Here is an 18862-nt window from a genome sequence, read left to right as displayed (position 1 = left end):
TTCCCCCTCTGCCTCCTGACGGGGGCAGTCGTGAGACGAGCGGTGAGGGTGCCGGGCCGACCGGTCAGCGTTCGACGGGACGGACCGACACCGATGTGCTGGAGAGCGACGCCTCGACCCAGACCTCGGAGCCGCGGGCGACCGGCGCCGTGCTCCTCGCGGACAGCTTCACGAGGTGGCCGCCGAGGCGGACCAGGACCTCGCCGTAGCCGTCGGCCGGGATCGCGGTGACCACCGACCCCGAGGTGCCGACCAGGTCCTCGCCGCGCGGGGTCGCGTCGGTCTGGTCCCGCATCAGGGCGCGGCTGAACTTCCAGGTCAGCAGGGCGGCGACCACCCCGGCCGCGGCCCCCGCCGCGGTGGCGACGAGGGTGCCCGCACCGGTCGTGCCGAGCACGATGGCGCCGCCGAAGCCGAGCATCGACAGGAACCCCGCGATCACCGGAAGGGAGACGAGACCGCTGAACAGGCCCTCCAGCAGGCCCCCGAAGAGGCCCTCCAGGATCCCGTCGAAGACCAGCGACAGGGCGAGCAGGGCGACCCCCGCGATGCCGAGACCGAGAAACAAGGTCACGTGATCACCCCTCCCGGCCCCGCCGACCCCCGTGCTGCTTTTCCGTCGAACTGGCTGGATGGTCCCATACGCACCCCCCGAACGACATTGCCGGAACCCGGCAATCATTTACTTGCTCTTGATGCCGGACAATTGGTCGGACAGGGTGTCCAGGGACTGGAACGTCGCCCCCAGCAGCGCCACGTGCTTCCACCGCAGCACCCCCTCCGCGTCGATCAGGAAGACGGCGCGCCGCACCCCGATCCCGGGCGCCGCGACGCCGAAGGCCCGGGCGGTCTCCCGGCCCGGGTCCGCCAGCAGCGGCATGCGCAGCCCATGGGCACGGGCGAACGACTCATGGCTGTCCACACCCTGCGGGCTGATCCCCCACACCTCCGCGTCCAGCGCCTCGAAGGTCTCCATCCCCGAGGAGTACGCGCACAACTGCTTCGTGCATACGGTGGTGTTGTCGCCCGGGTAGAAGGCGAGGACCAGGGCCCGGCCGCGCGCCTCCGCGAGCCTGTAGTCGCGCTGCTCGAAGGAGTCCTCGGTGAGCACACCACCCGGAAGCGTGAAGTCCGGTACGGCTGAACCCAGTTGCGGTGACGATCCCATGGCGTGCCCTTCGGTGTGCTGCGCCCGGGCGGCGATGGTGCCGCCCGTGTCGCATACAGCATGCCTCCGTCACAGGGGACGGTCAGCCACCCGGGGACGGTTCCGGCTCGGTGAGGAACAGCCCGAGGAGCACGGCCAGTACGGGGATGGCGCACAGGATCGTGAACACGCCCTGCGGCCCGTACGCCTGCGCCGCCGCGCCCAGCGCCGGGGCGATCAGGCCCCCGATGCTGACGGCGAGGCCCAGCGTGACCCCGGCCGCCGTGCCCGGGCGCCCCGGCAGGTAGTCCTGACCCAGCTTCACCAGGACGGCGAACGGCACATTGAGCGCCAGCCCCGCCAGGACCGCGAAGACCAGCGGCAGCAGGGTGCCCGGGGTCACCCGCAGCGCGACCAGGGCCGGTACGGCGGCGAGACCGCCCAGCTGCACCGTACGGACCATGCCGACGCGGTCCGCGATCCGGCCGCCGAGCAGCGTGCCGGCCACCCCGCCGACCAGGAAGCAGGCGAGCGCCACACCAGCCACACCCCGGCCCGAGTGGAGGTGGCGGATCCAGAACAGCTCGATGAAGGTGATCGCGCCGAAGAACGCCGCCGAGCGCACCACCGCGACCCCGGTGAGGAAGAGGAACGGCCGCCACCGGTCCCGCCCCGCCCGCCCGGACTTGCGCGCGGGGGCGGTGGCCGGGCGGTGCCGGAGCAGGACGAACGCCATCAGGACGGCGGGCGGGATGAACAGCGCCGTCGCCCCGACCCCCATCGCGACGAGCGCCGGCGTCGCCAGCACCGGGGCCAGGAAGAAGCCGACGCTGCCGCCCGCCGCGAAGACGCTCATCGCGGACGCGCTGTCGCCCGCCGCCTCCCGGGCCGCCTTGCCCGCCGCCGGGTGGAACATCGCCACGCCGAGCCCGGACAGCAGGATCAGCAGCCAGACGGCGGCGTACGGCCGCACCAGACCGGACAGGCCGAGCCCGATCCCGGCGACGGCGAGCCCGGCGGGCGCCAGCCGGGGCAGCCGGTAGCGGTCCACCGCGAGGCCGATGAACGGCTGCGGCACCGAACTGCCGAGGGCCGCCGCGAGGGTCAGCCCGGAGGCGGCGACATAGCTGTAGCCCCGGTCGAGCACGAAGTACGGGACGCAGGCGGGCACCAGGCCCTGGTAGAGGTCGTCCACGGCGTGCGCGGCGCCCCACATCCGCATCCGCCGCCAGGCGGACACGGGCGCGGCGGCTTCGGCGGGCGGGGCGCCGGCGGGCGCGGCGTTGTCGGTGGTCATGAAGGTGCTCCTCCTCGAAGGTCCCTTCGAGGATTTCGGGCGGCCCCGGGAGCGGGCTAGCGATAATCTGCCTGCTTATGTCGCCAACCGGCCGCACCCTGCACGGCCCCGCCCGGGTCCCGCTCGCGCACCAGGAGCGCATCGAGAGCCACCACCACCTGGAGCACCAGCTGGTCTGCCCCTCGCGCGGGGTCCTGGAGGTCGCCACCCCGCTCGGCGTCTGGGCCGTGCCCCCGCACCGGGCGGTGTGGATCCCGGCCGGCGTCGTCCACGCCCACCTGGCGTACGGGCCGACCGAGCTGCGGGCGCTCAGCTTCGCCCCCGCCGACAACCCGCTCCGGCTCGACCGGCCGACCGTCCTCGCCGTCACCCCGCTGCTGCGCGAGGTCGTGGCCTGCCTGACCGACGACACGGAGCTCACGGGCGACGCGCGCCGCCGCCGCAACCTGGAGCGCGTCGCACTCGACCAGCTGCGCCGGGTCGAACCGCTCGGGGTCTGCCTGCCCACCCCGGCCGACGCCCGGCTCCGCGACATCGCCCGCATCCTCCAGGACGACCCGGCGGACGGCCGGACCCTCACCGAGCTGGGCACGGCCGTCGGCGCGGCGCCCCGCACCCTGAGCAGGCTCTTCCGCGCGGAGACCGGGATGTCCTTCCCGCAGTGGCGCACCCAGCTCCGCCTGCACCGCGCGCTGACCCTCCTCGCCTCGGGCGGCTCGGTCACCTCCGTGGCCGTGGCCTGCGGCTACAGCGGCCCGAGCGCCTTCATCCAGTCCTTCCGCCACGCCTTCGGCACCACCCCGGGTTCGTACGCGGCAAGCACGACCTGAGGCCCGCCGCCACCCGGCGGTCTGCGGATGCGGGAGCGCGCGCGGCGACCGAGGATGAAGGGCCGGGCAGCAGGCGGCCCGCGCCCTGCCTCAGGAGGTTTGCCTTGCCGGTGCACGCCGACCATCCGCCGTCCATCGACGTCACGGCGCTCGCCACCGTGCTCGACGGCACGACGGCGGGCGTGGCCGTGTTCGACACCGAGCTGCGCTATCTGTACGTCAACCCGTCCCTCGTACGCCGCAACGGCCTGCCGCCCGCCGCCCACATCGGCCGCCGCCCCAGCGAGGTGCTGCCCGACATCGACGCCCGCGAGGACCTGATGCGCGCCGTGCTCGCGGACGGCCGGGCCCGCGAGGTCACCTCCAGCGGCCGGCTGCCCGCCGAGTCCGGGACCGCCCGGATCTACTGGCACGGGGCCTACCACCGCCTGGAGATGGACGGCCGGGCCGTCGGCGTCGTCGGGATCGTGCTGGAGGTCATGGCCGACGACGAACAGCGCCGGCTCGCCCAGGCCCAGCGCCACCTCTCCCTCCTCGACAGCGCGAACACCCGCATCGGCACCACCCTCGACATGGACACCACCTGCGCCGAGCTGGCCGACCTCGTCGTGCCAGGGCTCGCCGACATCGCCGCCGTCGAGGTCTTCCCCCCGGATGTGGCTCCGCCGGTGCGCCCGGCACCGCCCGACGTGGTCCGGCTGCGGCGCGCGGCCATGTCGGCGGTGCGCGGGCTGAGCGGTGGGGTCACCCGGTTCGGGGTCGCCGGTGACTACATCGACTACCGGGAGGAGGCCGCCGTATCGCGGTGCCTGGCCACCAACCTGCCTGTGGTGGACGACCTCACCGACGACGAGCGGCTGAGGCGCTCCGCACCCCATCCGGACCGGGCCGCCGCCTACCGGGAGCTCGGGCTGCACTCGTCCGTGGCCGTCCCCATCTCGGTGCGCGGGGCCCCGATCGGCGTGCTCGGCCTGCTCAGGGCCGGCGGCTCGCCCGTCTTCTCGGACGACGACGTGGTGGTGGCCCGGGAGCTCGCCGGGCGGGCCGCCGTCCATCTCGACCACGCCCGCCGCTTCACCCACGAGCACACCATCGCCCTGGAGCTCCAGCGCTCCCTGCTCTCCGAGCCCCGGCCGCCCCACCCGCACATCGAGGTCGCCACCCGCTATCTGCCGGCCGACCGCAGCGTCCTGGTGGGCGGCGACTGGTTCGACGTCATCCCGCTGCCCGACGGGCGGCACCTCAAGGCGATGGGCGACGTCATGGGGCACGGCGTCGAGGCGGCCGTCGCCATGAGCCACTACCGCTCGCTGCTGCGCCTCCTCGCCGACGAGGAACTGCCCCCGCACCGCATCCTGGAACAGCTGGACCGGATGGTGGAGCGGTCCGGGATCGACCGGGCGGCGACCTGTCTGCTCGCCGTGGTCAACGCGGACGGCGGGATGTGCGAGGTGGCGAGCGCGGGCCACCTGCCGCCGGTCTTCCTCGACCCGGGCGCGGCGGGCACCCGGATCTGCGACGTACCGGCGGCCCCGCCGCTCGGCACCGGGTTCGGCGGCTACCGGTCCACGGTGATGGAGTGCGGCCCGGGCACGGTGCTGTTCATGTACACCGACGGGCTCGTGGAGCGGCGCGGTGAGGACATCGACACGTGCGTCGCCCGGCTGGGGGAGCTGAGCCTGCCGGACAACGGCGACCTGGAGACCTTCCTGGACCGGGTGCTCGAACGCTTCGGCCCCGGCGCCGACGACGACATCGCGGTCATGGCCTCGCGGAACCGGGAGGAGCCGGAGGCCGTACCCCCGGAGCTCTGAGCCGGGTCACACGAACAGGAACGCCCCCGCCGTCGCCGCGCCCAGCGCCGTCCCCGCCGTCACCTGGCCCACCGTGTGGTAGCCGAGCGCCACCCGCGACCAGGAGACGGCGGCCGCCATCGCGTACCCGAGGAGCCACCACGGCGAGTGGACGGCGGCCAGCAGAGCGACCACCGCCGAGGCCACGGAGGCGTCCACGGAGATCTTCCACACCGTGTTGACCGCCAGCAGCACGACGGTCATCGCCCACAGCGCGAGCATCGCGGCCAGGATGCCGGTGGGCGCCCCGCCCAGCACCATGACCGCCGAACCGGCGCCGATGGAGCCCAGGATCACGAAGAAGATCGGCGCCCGCTTGGTGCGGTCCACGACATGGCGGTCGCCCCAGGTGCCGCGTCCCCGCTCCCACTCGATGTACCCGGCGGGCACGATCCCCGCGCACAGCGCGCCGAGCAGCCCCCAGAGCAGCCCGGTCCACTCCCCGGCCGCCGCGAGGCCGATGGCGAGCATGCCGACGAGCAGCACGTTGCGGGGCTGGAGGACGTCGGTCACCCGCCGCGCGAGGGCGTGGTCGGGGGCGGCCGTGCTGTCGGTGGCGTCGGTGGTGGTCATGCCGGCTGCTCCTTGCCCGTGGTGTCACACATGTCGAGGATCTGACGGGCCCGCTCCGGGGTCACCGTGCGGTACGCCGCCGCGACCCGGACCAGCCGGGCGACCTCGCCGTCCTGGTCGGTGGCCTGCTGGGTGGAGACGGCCGCCGCCTCACCCGCCGGCGCCCCGCCGTCCCGGGCGATCAGCGCCGCCTTGATCCAGTACGCGTCGGCCAGCGGCGAGCCGGAACCGGCCCCGGCGGCCGCCTCGGCTGCGGGCAGCAGGGTGTCCGGCACGTAGTGGCGCAGCTTCTCGACCGCGTCCGCGATGTCCGCCGCCCAGCGGTCGACGCGCAGGTCGGCGGGCGTGTCGAAGCGGGTGAGCTCGCGCGGCAGCGGGCGCGGGGGCTCGAAGGGCTGGTCCGGGAAGGCGGTCATCAGCTCGTACCAGAGGCCGTGCAGCCGGGCCTGTGCCCGCCAGAGCTTGGCGCGGCGGCGGACGTTGCTCAGCGCCGGGATGGAGGCGCCGACCGCGAAGAAGAGGAACAGGACGACCTGGGCGGCCTCGGTGACCTCGTCGAAGTCCAGCGCGAAGGACTCGCTCGGCCGGTCCACGACGCTGACCCAGAGGAACAGCGTCCGGCTGACGGTGTAGCCGACGCCGATGAACATCGCGAACGTCATCATCCCGAGCCCGATGCGCAGATGACGCATCCGGGCGCTCCGGGTGGCCAGCGCCCACTGGTACGCGCAGACGGCGGACGCGGCGCCGAGGTAGAGGTAGAAGACGCTCATGTACAGCGTGGCGCCCCACTGCCCGGCGTGGTCCGCGACGAAGCGGTCCGAGGGCGTGGAGCGGTCGACCACGGTGAAGAACAGCACGGTGAGCAGCACCAGTGTGGCGACCGACGCCTTGGCGGCGACCTGCTGGATGAGCCGGGCGAACCGTACGTGCCGGGGGACGTCGCCCTCGTCCGCGTACCGGCCGTAGATCGCCACGATGTAACTGAGAATGGCCAGAATCGCGATGGTCGCGGTGTAGTGCTTGATGAGGACGGACAGGTCGGTCACCGGGCTGTCGTTGAGCCCGACGCGTACGAACCGGGTCTTCGTCCAGAGCGCCAGCGCGAATCCCGCGTAACACCCCCACAGCGCGCGGCGGCGCCGGTCCTCCTCGTCGCCCCAGAGCGCGGCCGGCATGCGCCACAGGGCGACGGCTGTCATCAGGCCCGCTATGAGATAGCCGGCGAGGTCGAGCGGGGTCACGGAAGAAGTCCTCGGGTGTGGGGGGATTCGGGCCGGGCGGTACGGATCCTACGGACGCCGGAACAGGCCGCCGCGGCGGTGGGCGACCGGGCGCGAGAGCGAGTTGGCGAGCCGCCCCACCATGTCATCGCTCGTGACGTCCCGGGCCATCCGGGGGATCAGCGAGGCACCGAATTCGGCCATGCGTTCGTCGTGGGTGTCGTACTGCGCGCGCGCCTGCACGGCGTCCGGGGTGAGCACCGCGTCCGGGCCGACCATCCGGGAGATGAGCGAGGTGTCGAAGACGGGCAGCAGCCGCTGGAGCTGCCGGGCGTCGAGCGAGGTGCCGTGGTCGAACCACTCGTGGCACAGCTCGTGCAGGATGACGTGCTGGGTCTGGTACGCGGTGGGGCGCCGGCGGTACAGCACGAAGCTGGTGTCCCCGCTCTTCAGGCGCAGCCCGCAGGCGGCGTTGACACGCGCCAGCCGGTCGGGCATCTCGTGCAGCACGATGGTCCGGCCCCGGGCGGCCTCCATGTTGGCCACCAGGCCGGGCAGGGAGAACGGTGAGGGCAGCGGCAGCTCCGCGAGACCCTCCTCGCACTCCCGCCGCAACTTCCGCAGGGACATGGCTCAGCCCTGCTGTCCGCCGCCGGCCGGGGGCGTGCGCTCCTCGGCGTCCCGCAGCAGGGACATCGCGAACCGCAGCAACTCCGGCGGCAGCCCGTCCTCGTCGAGCCCGCGCCCGGCGAGCCCGCTGATCTCGCCCGTCCGCCGCTTGGCGAGGAACTGGAGCCCGGCCACGACGTCGTCCACGACCTCGGACTCCTCCTTGAAGAACCGCCAGTCCACGCCGAAGCCCAGGCCGAGCGCCTTCAGGATCTCCTCGGACGGCTGGGTCACCTTGCCGGCCAGGATGTTGGAGAAGTAGCTGTGGGAGAGAGAACCGCCGCGCTCCTTGACCAGGTCGGCGAAGAACCGGCCCGAGATCTTCCGGCCGGGGAAGGTCTTCTCGACCATGTACTCGACCTTCTGACGCAGCGTCCGCAGCTCCGGCGCGCTCTCTACGCCGTTGTCCATCCGGCCCCCACATTCACGTCCACCGCGGAACCCCTGTCCGGAGCGGGCTTGCGCAAACACTCTACGTCACTGTTAACTCGAAAAAACATGGGCAGGGGGCCACGAGGGGAGTCCCTTGCCCGTGAAGACGCCGGTGCGCGCTGCCGCCACGCGCGCCCGCACAGGGGTGTAGCCCTTCACGACGGGGGATGCGTGAAGGGCTACGCGCACATTATGGCCCCTGCCCCGGGCAGTCATCAACTGACCGGCCGGTCAGTGTCCTTGTTCCGGGCATGTTTTCCGCGCCCCGCGCCCCGCACCCGCCCCGGTTACCATCGGAAAGAGCTGCCCTGTCGGAAAGAGCCGCCCCAGACGAAAAGGTTCCGCTTGAGCCGCGACCGCACCCCCCGCCCCCACGACCGCTCCTCCCGCTCCCGTGGCCAGGGTGCCCCGGGCTCGGGGGGTTCCCGCGCGGGCGGCTTCCGCACCCGGGGCGCCGGCCGCGCCGGGGCCCCCGACCGCCGCTTCGGCGGGAAGGGCCGCAAGCCCGTGGCGCGCCAGGGTGAGTACGAGCTGCCGCGGACCGAGACCCCGGCGCTGCCCCCCGTCGCGGCCTTCGCCGACCTGGACCTGCCCGACGCCGTGCTGGCGGCGCTGACCGAGCAGGGCGTCACCGAGCCGTTCCCGATCCAGGCGGCCACCCTGCCGAACTCGCTGGCCGGGCGCGATGTACTGGGCCGGGGCCGCACCGGCTCGGGCAAGACCCTCGCCTTCGGCCTGGCGGTGCTGGCGCGCACGGCGGGGCACCGCGCGGAGGCCCGGCATCCGCGCGCCCTGATCCTGGTCCCCACCCGCGAGCTGGCCCAGCAGGTGACCGCCGCCCTGACCCCGTACGCGAAGCCGCTGCGGGTGCGCCTGGCGACCGTCGTCGGCGGGATGTCGATCGGCCGCCAGACGGCCGCGCTGCGCGGGGGCACCGAGGTCGTCGTCGCGACGCCGGGCCGCCTCAAGGACCTCATCGAGCGCGGCGACTGCGTCCTGGACCGGGTCGAGGTGACGGTGCTGGACGAGGCGGACCAGATGGCCGACCTGGGGTTCATGCCCCAGGTCACCCAGCTGCTCAACCAGATCCCGGTGGGCGGCCAGCGCATGCTGTTCTCGGCGACCCTGGACCGCGACGTCGACCTGCTCGTCCGGCGCTATCTGAACGACCCGGTCGTCCACTCGGTGGACCCGGCCGCGGGCGCCGTGACGACGATGGAGCACCACGTGCTCCACGTACGGCCCTCCGACAAGTTCGCCGTCACGACGGAGATCGCGGCGCGCGACGGCCGGGTGCTCATGTTCCTGGACACCAAGCAGGCGGTGGACGAGCTGACGGCCCATCTCCTCAACAGCGGGGTCCGGGCGGCCGCCCTGCACGGCGGGAAGGCGCAGCCGGAGCGCAACCGCACCCTGGAGCGCTTCAAGACCGGGCACGTCTCGGTCCTGGTCGCGACCAACGTCGCGGCGCGCGGCATCCACATCGACAACCTGGACCTCGTCGTCAACGTCGATCCGCCCGCCGACCACAAGGACTACCTGCACCGGGGCGGCCGCACCGCCCGGGCCGGGGAGTCCGGCAGCGTCGTCACACTGGTGCTGCCCAGCCAGCGCCGCGACATGACCCGGCTGATGGCCGACGCGGGCATCACCCCGCAGATCGCGGAGGTCCGCTCCGGCGGCGAGGAGCTGAGCCGGATCACCGGCGCGCAGGCCCCGTCCGGCGTGCCCGTCACCATCACCGCGCCGCCCTCCGAGCGCCGGGTCAGGCCCAGACCGCCTCGGCGAGCGTGACGCCCGCGAAGGCCGCGCCGAGGCCCGCGCCGACGCTCACCACGACGTTGGCCGCCGCATAGAACCTGGCCCCGTCCTCCGCGAGCCGCAGCGTCTCGTAGCTGAACGTGGAGTACGTGGTCAGCGCCCCGCACAGCCCGGTCCCGAGCAGCAGCTGAAGGTGCGAGGAGGCCGCCCCGGCCGCCACCGCGCCGGTCAGCGTGCCCAGGATCAGGCAGCCGAACACGTTGACGGTGAACGTCCCCCACGGGAAGACCGTGTCGTGGCGGGACTGCACGGCCCGGTCGGTGAGGTAGCGCATCGGGGCGCCGACCGCCGCTCCGGCGATCACCAGGAGCCAGTTCACCCCTGCTCCCCCTCTATCCCGGCGCTCCGTACGATCTCGCAGGCGTCCAGCGTCACCGGGCAGCCGTCGGTCAGCTCGGCGATCTCCGGCAGGAACGCCCGTACCGCCTCCTCCGTGTCCACGATCACCACCGCCACCGGCAGGTCCTCGCTCAGGGACAGCAGCCGCTGGGTGTGGATCATCGAGGAGGCGCCGAAACCCTCGATGCCCCGGAAGACGCTGGCGCCGGAGAGCCCGGCGGCGTGCGCCCGGTGCACGATCTCCGTGTAGACGGGCCGGTGGTGCCAGCTGTCGGACTCGCCGACCAGCACGGTCAGCCGCAGCCCCGGTTCGGTCACAGGTGTCGTCATGCCTGCCTCCACGCCAGTGCGCGGCGCGTCAGCCACACCGCGCTCCACACCGCCGCGAGGGCCGCGAGCAGTGTTACTCCGAGATAGACCAGTCCGGTGCCGGCCCGGTCCTTCGACACGAGCTGTTCGATGTCGACCGCGTACGTCGAGAAGGTGGTGAACCCGCCGAGGACCCCGGTCCCGAAGAACGGCCTCACCAGCCGGTGCGCCGCCCAGACCTCGCTGATCACCACCATGAACACCCCGATGACCGCGCAGCCGATGACGTTGACCACGAGGGTCGTCCAGGGGAAGCCGTCGGCCGCGGTGGTCCACAGCAGCCCGGCGCCGTAGCGGGCGCAGGCACCGGCCGCGCCGCCGAGCGCGACCACGGCGACGACCGCGGTCTGCGGGTTCTTCGCGAATGAGCCGGGCATACGTCTCCTACCTGCCGGGGCGCCCATCGGATACGGGCGCGCGTCTCCGCAAGTAGGGACCGTTGGCGGCGCGTGACGCGTCCGCGGTTCGGGTACGGCGGGCCCCACCGCCGTGCGGGGACCGGCACACCGGTCCGCTGCTTTCCCCAGGATATCGCCGTGAGCGGGCCGGTCCGGACGCGGCCTGCGGCTATTCCCAGGCCGGCGCGATTTCACCCGATCGGCCACCTCATCTGCGGTCCTGGCGGGATACCCGCAGGGTGGAGCCATGTGGCCCCACCGAATATGGCTGGGTGCCGCGGTCCTCCCGCTGGCCCTGCTGGTGCCGCGGGACGCCCCGGTGCCCCACATCCTGGCCGAGCCGCCCGCCGCCCCCCGCACCCGGGCGGCGGCCGCGCCGCAGCCCGTGATCGTCAGCCGGACGGCCTGGCACGCGGACGAGTCCATCGTCCGGGAACGTGCCGTCTACACGGGCGCCGTCCGCGCGGTCTTCGTCCACCACACGGACGACACGAACGACTACGACTGCGCGGAGGCCCCGGAGCTGATCCGTAACGTCGAGGAGGCCCACATCAAGGGCCGGGGCTGGGACGACATCGGCTACAACTTCCTGGTCGACCGGTGCGGCACGATCTACGAGGGCCGGGCCGGCGGCATCACGCGCTCGGTGCGCGGCGCCCACACCACCGGCTTCAACGCCGACAGCGTGGGCATCGCGGTGCTCGGCGACTACCGCGACGGCGAGAAGGTCCCGGCCCCCGTGGTCCGGGCGCTGGCTTCGATCGCGGCGTGGAAGCTGCGCCCCGGCGAGGACCCGCGCGGCAAGGTGAAGCTGCGCTCGACCAACGACGCGAGCCGCTACCCCAAGGGCGAGGTGGCCGTGCTGAACGTCATCTCCGGCCACCGCGACACCTACCAGACGAGCTGCCCCGGCCAGGCGCTGTACGACGAGCTGCCCGAGATCCGGTCCATGGCGGCGGCCATGCGCGCGGCGGCCGGGCGCGAGGGGGAGGCCGACACGGAGGACGCGGGCAATACGCACTAGTGCATAAAGTGTTTGACGCTAGTGCGTACGAGGGTAGGCTGTGGGCATGATCGCCACGCGCCCCCTCCCCGTGACCCTGACCGGCCGCCATGTCCGTGTCGAACCGCTCGCCCCCGCCCACCTGGACGACCTCTTCGCCGCCGGCGGGGACGACGACGAGGTCTGGCGCTGGCTCGGCGGCCCGGTGCCCCGCACCCGTCAGGACATGGAGGCCGCGCTCGCCGCGATGCTCGCCAACGCCTCGTACGTCCCCTTCGCCGTCGTCCACCTGGCCACCGGGCGGGCCGTCGGCTGGACGTGCTTCCTCGACATCGACGTGGAGCACGAGCGCCTGGAGATCGGCTCGACCTGGTACGGCCGCGCGTACTGGCGGACCGCCGTCAACACCGAGACGAAGCTGCTCCTGCTCACCCACGCCTTCGAGGACCTGGGCATGGGCCGCGTCCAGCTGAAGACCGACCACCTCAACGAGCGCTCCCAGCAGGCGATAGCCCGCCTCGGCGCCCGCCGCGAGGGCGTCCTGCGGCGCCACCGCCGCCGCCCGGACGGCAGTTGGCGCGACACGGTGTACTTCTCGCTGCTCGCGGACGAGTGGCCCGAGGCGAAGGCGCGCCTGGCGGCCCGGCCCTGACGGGTCAGGCGGTGCGCGGGACCGGGGCGGTGCGCGCCCGGCCGGTCTCGCGGAGCACCAGCACGCCGGTGACCACGATGAACGCGCTGCTGCGGGTCGGCTCCGCCGATCCGGCCGCCGCCGAGCGCATGCAGACCGTGCTGCGCGACCAGCTCATCCCGCTGGCCCGCCGCTTGGGCCACAGCCCCGAACAGGCGTCGACACGGGCCGCGTTGTGCGCCTCGACGGTGCTGGGGCTCGCGCTGACGCGTTACGTCCTGCGCTTCCCGGCGAGCGTGGCGCTCGGCCGGGACGAGATCGTGGACTGGCTCGGGGCCACCGTCCAGCGATATCTCACCGCCCCAGAGCCGTAGTCCGGGTCCACCGACCGGTGGACCCCCGGTTCCACCGGTCGAGGCTGCCGGGCGCACCCCCCTCCGAAACAGCATGGAGGACATGAGACTTCGACCCGTACACATGGCCCGGTGGAGCGCCCGGCACCCCTGGCGCGCGATCACCGGATGGTTCCTCTTCGTCCTCCTCTGCCTCGGGGCCGGCATCGCGGCGGGCTCCAACGCGGCCACCACCAAGGACTTCTGGGTCGGCGAGGCCGGTCACGCCGAGTCGATGGCCACCGACGCCGGCCTCCAGCGCCGGCCCACCGAACACATCCTGATCCGGTCCGCCTCCGGCCCCCTGGACACCGCCCGGGCGAAGGAGGCGGCCCGCGAACTCACCGCCCGCATGAGGGCCCTGGACGAGGTACGCGAAGTGGAGGCCCCGGTCCCCTCGGCGGACCGCACCGCCCTGCGGGTGAGCGTCGTCATGGAGGGCGCCGAGCTGGACGGCAGGAAGAACGTCGTCCCGCTCCTCGCCGAGACCGCCGAGGTGGCCGACGCCCACCCGGAGCTCGTCGTGGAGGAGACCGGTTCACCGGCCATCAGCAAGGGCGTCAACGACCAGCGCGGCGACGACCTCGCGCTCTCCGAACGGCTCTCCCTGCCGGTCACGCTCGTCATCCTGCTGGCCGTCTTCGGCTCGGTCGTCATGGCCGGGGTCCCGCTGCTGCTCGCGCTCTCCTCCATCGCCGCGACGATGGGCCTGTCCATGCTGGCCTCGCACCTGCTGCCCGACCCGGGCGTCGGCACCAACATGATCCTGCTCATGGGCCTCGCGGTCGGCGTCGACTACACCCTCTTCTACCTCAAGCGCGAACGCGAGGAACGGGCCCGCGCGGGCGGCCGCCTCGGCCCCGAAGCACTGGTGGAGCTCGCGGCGGCGACGGCCGGCCGGGCCGTCGTGGTCTCCGGGCTCGCGGTGATCGTCTGCACCGCGACCCTCTACCTCGCCACGGACGTCATCTTCTCCTCGCTGGCCACCGGCACGATCCTCGTCGTCGCCGTGGCCGTGCTCAGCTCGCTCACCGTTCTCCCCGCCCTGCTGGTCAAGCTGGGCCACCGCGCCGAACGCCGCGCCACCAGGAAGGCCGCCCGCCGGGCGAAGCGCGGTGCGCCGGCCGCCACCAAGAGCCCGAAGCCCGAGAACGGCCGGATCTTCACCGCTTTCCTGCGCCCCGCCCGGCGCCACCCCGTGGCCACCCTGTGCGCCTCGGTCCTGGTCATGCTCGCCATCGCCGCGCCCGCCCTGGGCCTCAAGCTCGTCGACCCCGGCAAGGACACCTTCTCCCGCTCGATCCCGGCCATGCAGGTGTACGACCGGCTGACCGCGGCCTACCCCGAACTCCTCGTCAAGCACGAGGTGGTGACCCGTACGAGCCCCGACCGGGCGCCCGAGGCCAGGGCGGCGCTGACCGAACTCGGGCGGCGCGCCCAGGCCGACCCGCTCTTCGCCCGCACCGGGAAGCCCGTCCTGCGCACCTCCGCCGACGGCCGGGTGACCGTGCTCGAACTGGCCGTCCCGCACCCCGCGCCCTCCGACGAGGCCATCGCGTCCCTGGACCACCTCCGCGACCGCTACATCCCCGCCACCGTCGGGAAGCTGGCCGGCGCCGACACGGCGGTCAGCGGTGACGTGGCACGCGGACAGGACTATGTGCACCACGAACGCGGCAAGCTGCCACTGGTGATCGGCTTCCTGCTGCTCTTCACCTTCGTCACCACCGCGGTCGCCTTCCGCTCGACGGTCATCGGCCTGATCGGCGTCGTCCTCAACCTGCTTTCGGCGGCCGCCGCGCTCGGCGCGCTCGTCCTGGTCTTCCAGGGCACCTGGGCCGAGGGCCTGCTGGACTTCGACTCGCTCGGCGCCATCGCCTCCCGCGTCCCGCTCTTCCTCTTCGTGCTGCTCTTCGGCCTGTCGATGGACTACCAGGTCTTCGTCGTCAGCCGGATCAAGGAGGCCATGGACCACGGCATGAGTGCCCGGGAGGCCGTACTCGAAGGCATCGCCCGCTCGGCGAAGGTCGTCACGAGCGCGGCCCTCGTCATGGTCACGATCTTCGCGGCCTTCGTCTTCCTGCACCTCACGGAGATGAAGCAGATGGGCTTCTGCCTCGCGGTCGCGGTCCTGCTGGACGCCGTGGTGATCCGGATGATGATCCTGCCGTCGCTCCTGCTGCTCCTCGGCGAACGCGCCTGGCCCCGGCGTCGCACCACGGCGGCCACCGAGCCCGCCCCGGCCCTCCCCGTAGGCTGACGGACATGCTTCAACGGCCCCAACGCGGCGACCCGCTCTGGATCTGGGTGCTCCACGGCTGGGAGGCCCTGTCCTGGGGCCTCGTCGCCCTCGTCACCCTGGTCACGATGGCGGGCGGGTCGCCCGGGGACCGGAAGCTCGGCATCCTCGCCCTGACGGTCGTCATCGCCGCCTGTTACGCGCGGGTGCGGCTGCGCCCCGAGAGCCGGGTGCCGGGACCGTACGGCTATCTGTCGGTGCTCACCGCGGGGCTCGGGCTCCTCGCCTACCTGGGCGACGGGTTCGGCGCCCTCTACACCGTGGCGCTCGCCCAGTTCATCGTCTTCGTGGACGGCCCCCGGGGCGCCATCCTCTTCACGGGGCTCGGGGCGCTGGGGATCACGGTCGGCGGGAGCCTCAGGGAGGGCGGGCAGCCGGAGGTCTTCCTCCACAACGCCCTCTCCTCGCTGGGCATCTGGGCGGTCGCGGTCCTGATGGCCGTCCTGACCCCCAGGGCCCTGGCCCAGCGCGACGAACGGGCCGCCCTGCGCGCCGAATTGCAGAGCACCCAGCTCGAACTGGCCGAGAGCCAGAAGCGCCAGGGCGCGGCCGAGGAGCGCGAACGCCTCGCCCGGGAGATCCACGACACCCTCGCCCAGGGCTTCGCGTCGATCATCGTGCTCGCCGAGGCGGCCAGGTCCCAGCTCGCGGCGGACCCGGCGCGCAGTGCCCAGCAGTTGCAGTCCATCGAGCAGACGGCCCGGGAGAATCTGGCCGAGGCCCGGGTCCTGGTCGGGTCCGCCCCCAGCAGCGGGGTCGCCGCGGGCTCCGTCGCCGCGACGCTCCGCCGGACCCTGGACCGGTTCACCGAGGACACCGGCCTCACGGTCACCGCCGAACTCGCGGACCTCGACTGCGACCAGCCGACCCGGGTCGCCCTGCTCCGCTGCACCCAGGAGTCCCTGGCCAACATACGCAAGCACGCCGCCGCGACCACCGTGGGCGTCGTCCTCACCGCCCACCCCGGCGGCGCCGAACTGGAGATCACCGACGACGGGCGCGGCTTCGTCGTGGAGGACTCCCGGGGCTTCGGCCTGGACGGGATGCGCCGGCGCCTCGCGGAGTTCGGCGGCGGGCTCACCGTCACCGGCTCGCTCGGCGACGGCACCCGCGTGCTCGCCACCATCCCGCTGCACGAGAGGCCCCAGGTGCCATGACGCCCACCCCCGCACCCCTGCGCGTCGTCCTGGCCGACGACCACACCGTGATGCGCGCCGGACTGGTCGCCCTGCTCGGCTCCGAGCCGACGCTCGACATCGTCGGCGAGGCGAGCAACGGCCGCGAGGCGGTCGACCTGGTCGAACGCCTCCGCCCCGACGTGGCCCTGCTCGACCTGCGCATGCCGGTCCTCGACGGCGTCGGCGCCACCACGGAGATCGTCGCGGGCCCCGCCCCGACCCGGGTGCTGATCCTCACCACGTACGACACCGACGCGGACATCGAACGCGGCGTGGAGGCGGGCGCCACCGGCTATCTGCTCAAGGACGCCACCCGCGAGCAGCTGGTGGACGCCATCCACGCGGCCTCACGCGGCGAGACGGTCCTCGCCCCGCGCGTCGCCCAGCGCCTGGTCGCCAAGATGCGGCGCCCGGCCCCGGTCGCGCTGACCGCCCGTGAGTCGGACGTCCTGGAAGCGGTCGCGGACGGCCTGTCGAACGCCGAGATCGGCCGGCGCCTCTTCATCGGCGAGGCCACGGTGAAGACCCACCTGCTCCGCATCTTCGCCAAACTGGACGTCAACGACCGCACCCGCGCGGTGGTGGTGGCCCTGGACACGGGCCTGCTGAAACGGCGTTGACGCCTGGCGGGCCTACAGCGCGTCCGGCCCCCGCTCGCCCGTGCGCACCCGGATCACCGTCTCCACGTGCTGGACCCACACCTTGCCGTCGCCGATGCGGTCCGTCCGGGCGGCCCGGACGACCGCGTCGAGGGCCGCCTCCTCGTCCGCGTCGTCCACGACCGCCTCGACGCGGATCTTGGGGACCAGGTCGACGCGGTATTCGGCGCCCCGGTACACCTCGGTGTGCCCGTGCTGGCGGCCGTAGCCACCGGCCTCGGTGACGGTCAGGCCCTGGACGCCGACCTCCCGGAGCGCGGTCTTGACCTCGTCGAGGCGGTGCGGGCGTATGACGGCGGTGATGAGCTTCACGGAGTGGTCTTCCTGTCCCTCGGGAGCGACGCCGACTGCGGGGCCGCGTGACCCAGCGCGCCGTGATCGTAGGCGCTCTCCGCGTGCAGCGTCTGGTCGAGGCCCGTGACCTCGTCCTCGGCGGAGGCCCGCAGGCCCATCAGCCGGTCGATCGCCTTGCCGATCCCGTACGTCACGAGGAAGGTGTACGCCGCCACCGCGACCACGGCCACCGCCTGCTTCAGGAGCTGGCCCGCCCCACCCCCGTACAGCAGGCCCTCCGCGCCGCCGGTCATCGCGGTCGTCGCGAACAGGCCGATGAGGAGGGTGCCGACGACGCCCCCGACGAAGTGCACCCCGACGACGTCGAGCGCGTCGTCGTAGCCGAAGCGGAACTTCCACGCGACCGCGTACGAGCAGACGACACCGGCCGCGAGCCCGACCGCCGCGCCGCCCACGATGCCGACCGTGCCGCAGGCCGGGGTGATCGCGACCAGCCCGGCGACCGCGCCCGAGGCCGCGCCGAAGGTGGTGGGGTGTCCGTCGCGCTTCTGCTCCACGAAGAGCCAGCCGAGCAGACCCGTGCAGCCCGCGACGAGCGTGTTGAGCATCGAGGCGGCGGCGATCCCGTTCGCGGCGAGCGCGGAGCCGCCGTTGAAGCCGAGCCAGCCGAACCAGAGGAGCCCGGCGCCGAGCATCACCATCGGCAGGTTGTGCGGGCGCATCGCGTCCTTCCGGAATCCGATGCGCGGCCCCACCACGAGCGCCAGCGCCAGCCCCGAGGCGCCGGACGCGATCTCCACCACGAGCCCCCCGGCGAAGTCCAGCGCGCCCAGCGCGTCCTTGATCCAGCCACCGGGCCCCCAGACCCAGTGCGCGACGGGCACGTATACGAGCAGCGTCCACGCCGGTACGAAGACGAGCCACGCGGCGAACTTCGTACGGTCCGCCACCGCACCGCTGATCAGCGCCGCCGTGATGATCGCGAAGGTGAGCTGGAACGTGGTGAACAGCAGGGTCGGCACCCCGCCGGTCAGCGCGTCCGGCCCGATGTCCGCCAGGCCCAGGTGGTCCAGATTCCCCACGAGCCCGCCGAACGCGTCGTCGCCGAAGGCGAGCGAATAGCCCGCGAGCAGCCAGACGACCGTGACCAGGGCGATCGAGATGAAGCTCATCATCAGCATGTTGAGGACGCTCTTCGTGCGGACCATGCCGCCGTAGAACAGCGCGAGCCCGGGCGTCATCAGCAGAACGAGGGCGGTGGCGGCGAGCAGCCAGGCGGTGTCGCCGGTGTCCAGGCCGGGCGCGGCCACGGTCACGGGGGTCACGGGGGAGTCCCTCCTCGGGGCGGGGAGCGGTGGGAGCGACTGCGAGCGTGACCGGCTCGCGTTTCGGTGAGGGACCCCGCGTGTTTCCGCCGTATTTCATTGCCCGGGTGTTGCCGGGATCTCACCGGGT

General features: G+C 73.1%; 21 protein-coding genes. 9 read left to right on the top strand and 12 right to left on the bottom strand.

Translation table 11 applies throughout. The annotated features are described in order from the left end of the window. Positions 1-64: 64 nt before the first annotated feature. The 3 genes from ACIQZN_RS18685 to ACIQZN_RS18675 all read right to left on the bottom strand — a co-directional run bounded on the left by ACIQZN_RS18685 (position 65) and on the right by ACIQZN_RS18675 (position 2444). The gene (locus ACIQZN_RS18685; RefSeq protein WP_403994621.1) at positions 65-574 is read right to left on the bottom strand and encodes an NfeD family protein; all 510 of its coding nucleotides are present in this window, start codon (positions 572-574) and stop codon (positions 65-67) included. Positions 575-682: 108 nt separating this feature from the next. After that, positions 683-1168 (bottom strand): peroxiredoxin family protein, encoded by a 486-nt coding sequence (locus ACIQZN_RS18680; protein WP_403994618.1) that lies wholly within the window; start codon positions 1166-1168, stop codon positions 683-685. A gap of 82 nt (positions 1169-1250) precedes the next feature. After that, on the bottom strand, positions 1251-2444 hold the full coding sequence (locus ACIQZN_RS18675; RefSeq protein WP_403994615.1) for an MFS transporter: 1194 nt from the start codon (positions 2442-2444) through the stop codon (positions 1251-1253). Positions 2445-2521: 77 nt separating this feature from the next. Here ACIQZN_RS18675 and ACIQZN_RS18670 point away from each other — a divergent pair, with 77 nt between their 5' ends. Continuing rightward, positions 2522-3274: an AraC family transcriptional regulator gene (locus ACIQZN_RS18670; RefSeq protein WP_403994612.1), complete on the top strand. Its 753-nt coding sequence runs from the start codon at positions 2522-2524 to the stop codon at positions 3272-3274. Between the two features lie 104 nt (positions 3275-3378). Continuing rightward, positions 3379-5088: a SpoIIE family protein phosphatase gene (locus ACIQZN_RS18665; RefSeq protein ID WP_403994609.1), complete on the top strand. Its 1710-nt coding sequence runs from the start codon at positions 3379-3381 to the stop codon at positions 5086-5088. A gap of 6 nt (positions 5089-5094) precedes the next feature. Here the strand turns inward: ACIQZN_RS18665 and ACIQZN_RS18660 are convergent, their stop codons facing one another. From ACIQZN_RS18660 to ACIQZN_RS18645, 4 genes are read right to left on the bottom strand one after another with little or no spacing between them, the layout of a single operon-like run. Next, a complete protein-coding gene (locus ACIQZN_RS18660) occupies positions 5095-5700 on the bottom strand; it encodes a hypothetical protein (protein WP_403994606.1) in 606 nt (201 codons plus the stop codon). Then, entirely contained in the window at positions 5697-6944 is a 1248-nt protein-coding gene (locus ACIQZN_RS18655; RefSeq protein WP_403994603.1) for an MAB_1171c family putative transporter, read from the bottom strand. Before ACIQZN_RS18655 ends, ACIQZN_RS18660 begins: the two co-directional genes overlap by 4 nt. A 48-nt stretch (positions 6945-6992) precedes the next feature. Beyond that, positions 6993-7553 (bottom strand): toxin, encoded by a 561-nt coding sequence (locus ACIQZN_RS18650; RefSeq protein WP_403994600.1) that lies wholly within the window; start codon positions 7551-7553, stop codon positions 6993-6995. A 3-nt stretch (positions 7554-7556) separates the two neighbouring features. Beyond that, the gene (locus ACIQZN_RS18645) at positions 7557-8003 is read right to left on the bottom strand and encodes a hypothetical protein (protein ID WP_403994597.1); all 447 of its coding nucleotides are present in this window, start codon (positions 8001-8003) and stop codon (positions 7557-7559) included. Between the two features lie 366 nt (positions 8004-8369). Between ACIQZN_RS18645 and ACIQZN_RS18640 the strand changes: the two genes are divergently transcribed. Next, positions 8370-9818, top strand: coding sequence for a DEAD/DEAH box helicase (locus tag ACIQZN_RS18640; protein WP_403994594.1), 1449 nt, complete (start codon positions 8370-8372; stop codon positions 9816-9818). On the opposite strand, the gene crcB (ACIQZN_RS18635) is transcribed toward ACIQZN_RS18640, so the two are convergent. Genes crcB (ACIQZN_RS18635) through crcB (ACIQZN_RS18625) form a run of 3 tightly spaced genes read right to left on the bottom strand, consistent with a single transcriptional unit; the run spans position 9790 to position 10930 of the window. Further along, positions 9790-10164, bottom strand: a complete 375-nt coding sequence (crcB, locus tag ACIQZN_RS18635; RefSeq protein WP_403994591.1) for a fluoride efflux transporter CrcB — start codon at positions 10162-10164, stop codon at positions 9790-9792. The genes ACIQZN_RS18640 and crcB (ACIQZN_RS18635) overlap by 29 nt on opposite strands. Continuing rightward, entirely contained in the window at positions 10161-10514 is a 354-nt protein-coding gene (locus ACIQZN_RS18630; RefSeq protein ID WP_403994589.1) for a DUF190 domain-containing protein, read from the bottom strand. Before ACIQZN_RS18630 ends, crcB (ACIQZN_RS18635) begins: the two co-directional genes overlap by 4 nt. After that, positions 10511-10930, bottom strand: a complete 420-nt coding sequence (gene crcB, locus ACIQZN_RS18625; protein WP_403994586.1) for a fluoride efflux transporter CrcB — start codon at positions 10928-10930, stop codon at positions 10511-10513. The genes ACIQZN_RS18630 and crcB (ACIQZN_RS18625) overlap by 4 nt, the downstream gene beginning before the upstream one ends. Before the next feature lie 268 nt (positions 10931-11198). On the opposite strand from crcB (ACIQZN_RS18625), the gene ACIQZN_RS18620 reads away from it, so the two are divergent. The 6 genes from ACIQZN_RS18620 (at position 11199) to ACIQZN_RS18595 (ending at position 17074) form a co-directional block, all read left to right on the top strand. Next, positions 11199-11975 (top strand): peptidoglycan recognition protein, encoded by a 777-nt coding sequence (locus tag ACIQZN_RS18620; protein ID WP_403994583.1) that lies wholly within the window; start codon positions 11199-11201, stop codon positions 11973-11975. A 46-nt stretch (positions 11976-12021) separates the two neighbouring features. Continuing rightward, positions 12022-12606 (top strand): GNAT family N-acetyltransferase, encoded by a 585-nt coding sequence (locus ACIQZN_RS18615; protein ID WP_403994580.1) that lies wholly within the window; start codon positions 12022-12024, stop codon positions 12604-12606. Between the two features lie 29 nt (positions 12607-12635). Next, positions 12636-12959, top strand: coding sequence for a hypothetical protein (locus tag ACIQZN_RS18610; RefSeq protein ID WP_403995109.1), 324 nt, complete (start codon positions 12636-12638; stop codon positions 12957-12959). Between the two features lie 82 nt (positions 12960-13041). Continuing rightward, the gene (locus ACIQZN_RS18605; protein WP_403994577.1) at positions 13042-15237 is read left to right on the top strand and encodes an MMPL family transporter; all 2196 of its coding nucleotides are present in this window, start codon (positions 13042-13044) and stop codon (positions 15235-15237) included. Between the two features lie 5 nt (positions 15238-15242). Further along, positions 15243-16433, top strand: a complete 1191-nt coding sequence (locus tag ACIQZN_RS18600; RefSeq protein ID WP_403994574.1) for a sensor histidine kinase — start codon at positions 15243-15245, stop codon at positions 16431-16433. Beyond that, positions 16430-17074 carry a response regulator gene (locus ACIQZN_RS18595; RefSeq protein WP_403994572.1) on the top strand — a complete coding sequence of 215 codons (645 nt, stop codon included), beginning with the start codon at positions 16430-16432 and terminating at the stop codon, positions 17072-17074. The genes ACIQZN_RS18600 and ACIQZN_RS18595 overlap by 4 nt, the downstream gene beginning before the upstream one ends. A 12-nt stretch (positions 17075-17086) precedes the next feature. Here ACIQZN_RS18595 and ACIQZN_RS18590 read toward each other — a convergent pair whose 3' ends face one another. Next, positions 17087-17425: a P-II family nitrogen regulator gene (locus ACIQZN_RS18590; protein WP_403994569.1), complete on the bottom strand. Its 339-nt coding sequence runs from the start codon at positions 17423-17425 to the stop codon at positions 17087-17089. Further along, positions 17422-18732 (bottom strand): ammonium transporter, encoded by a 1311-nt coding sequence (locus tag ACIQZN_RS18585; RefSeq protein WP_403994566.1) that lies wholly within the window; start codon positions 18730-18732, stop codon positions 17422-17424. The genes ACIQZN_RS18590 and ACIQZN_RS18585 overlap by 4 nt, the downstream gene beginning before the upstream one ends. Between the last annotated feature and the right edge of the window lie 130 nt (positions 18733-18862).

Source organism: Streptomyces sp. NPDC097595 (assembly GCF_044761525.1).
Lineage (GTDB): Bacteria > Actinomycetota > Actinomycetes > Streptomycetales > Streptomycetaceae > Streptomyces > Streptomyces drozdowiczii_A.
The sequence above is the reverse complement of the archived record's forward strand: the minus strand, read 5'-3'. Positions and strand labels throughout refer to the sequence as shown.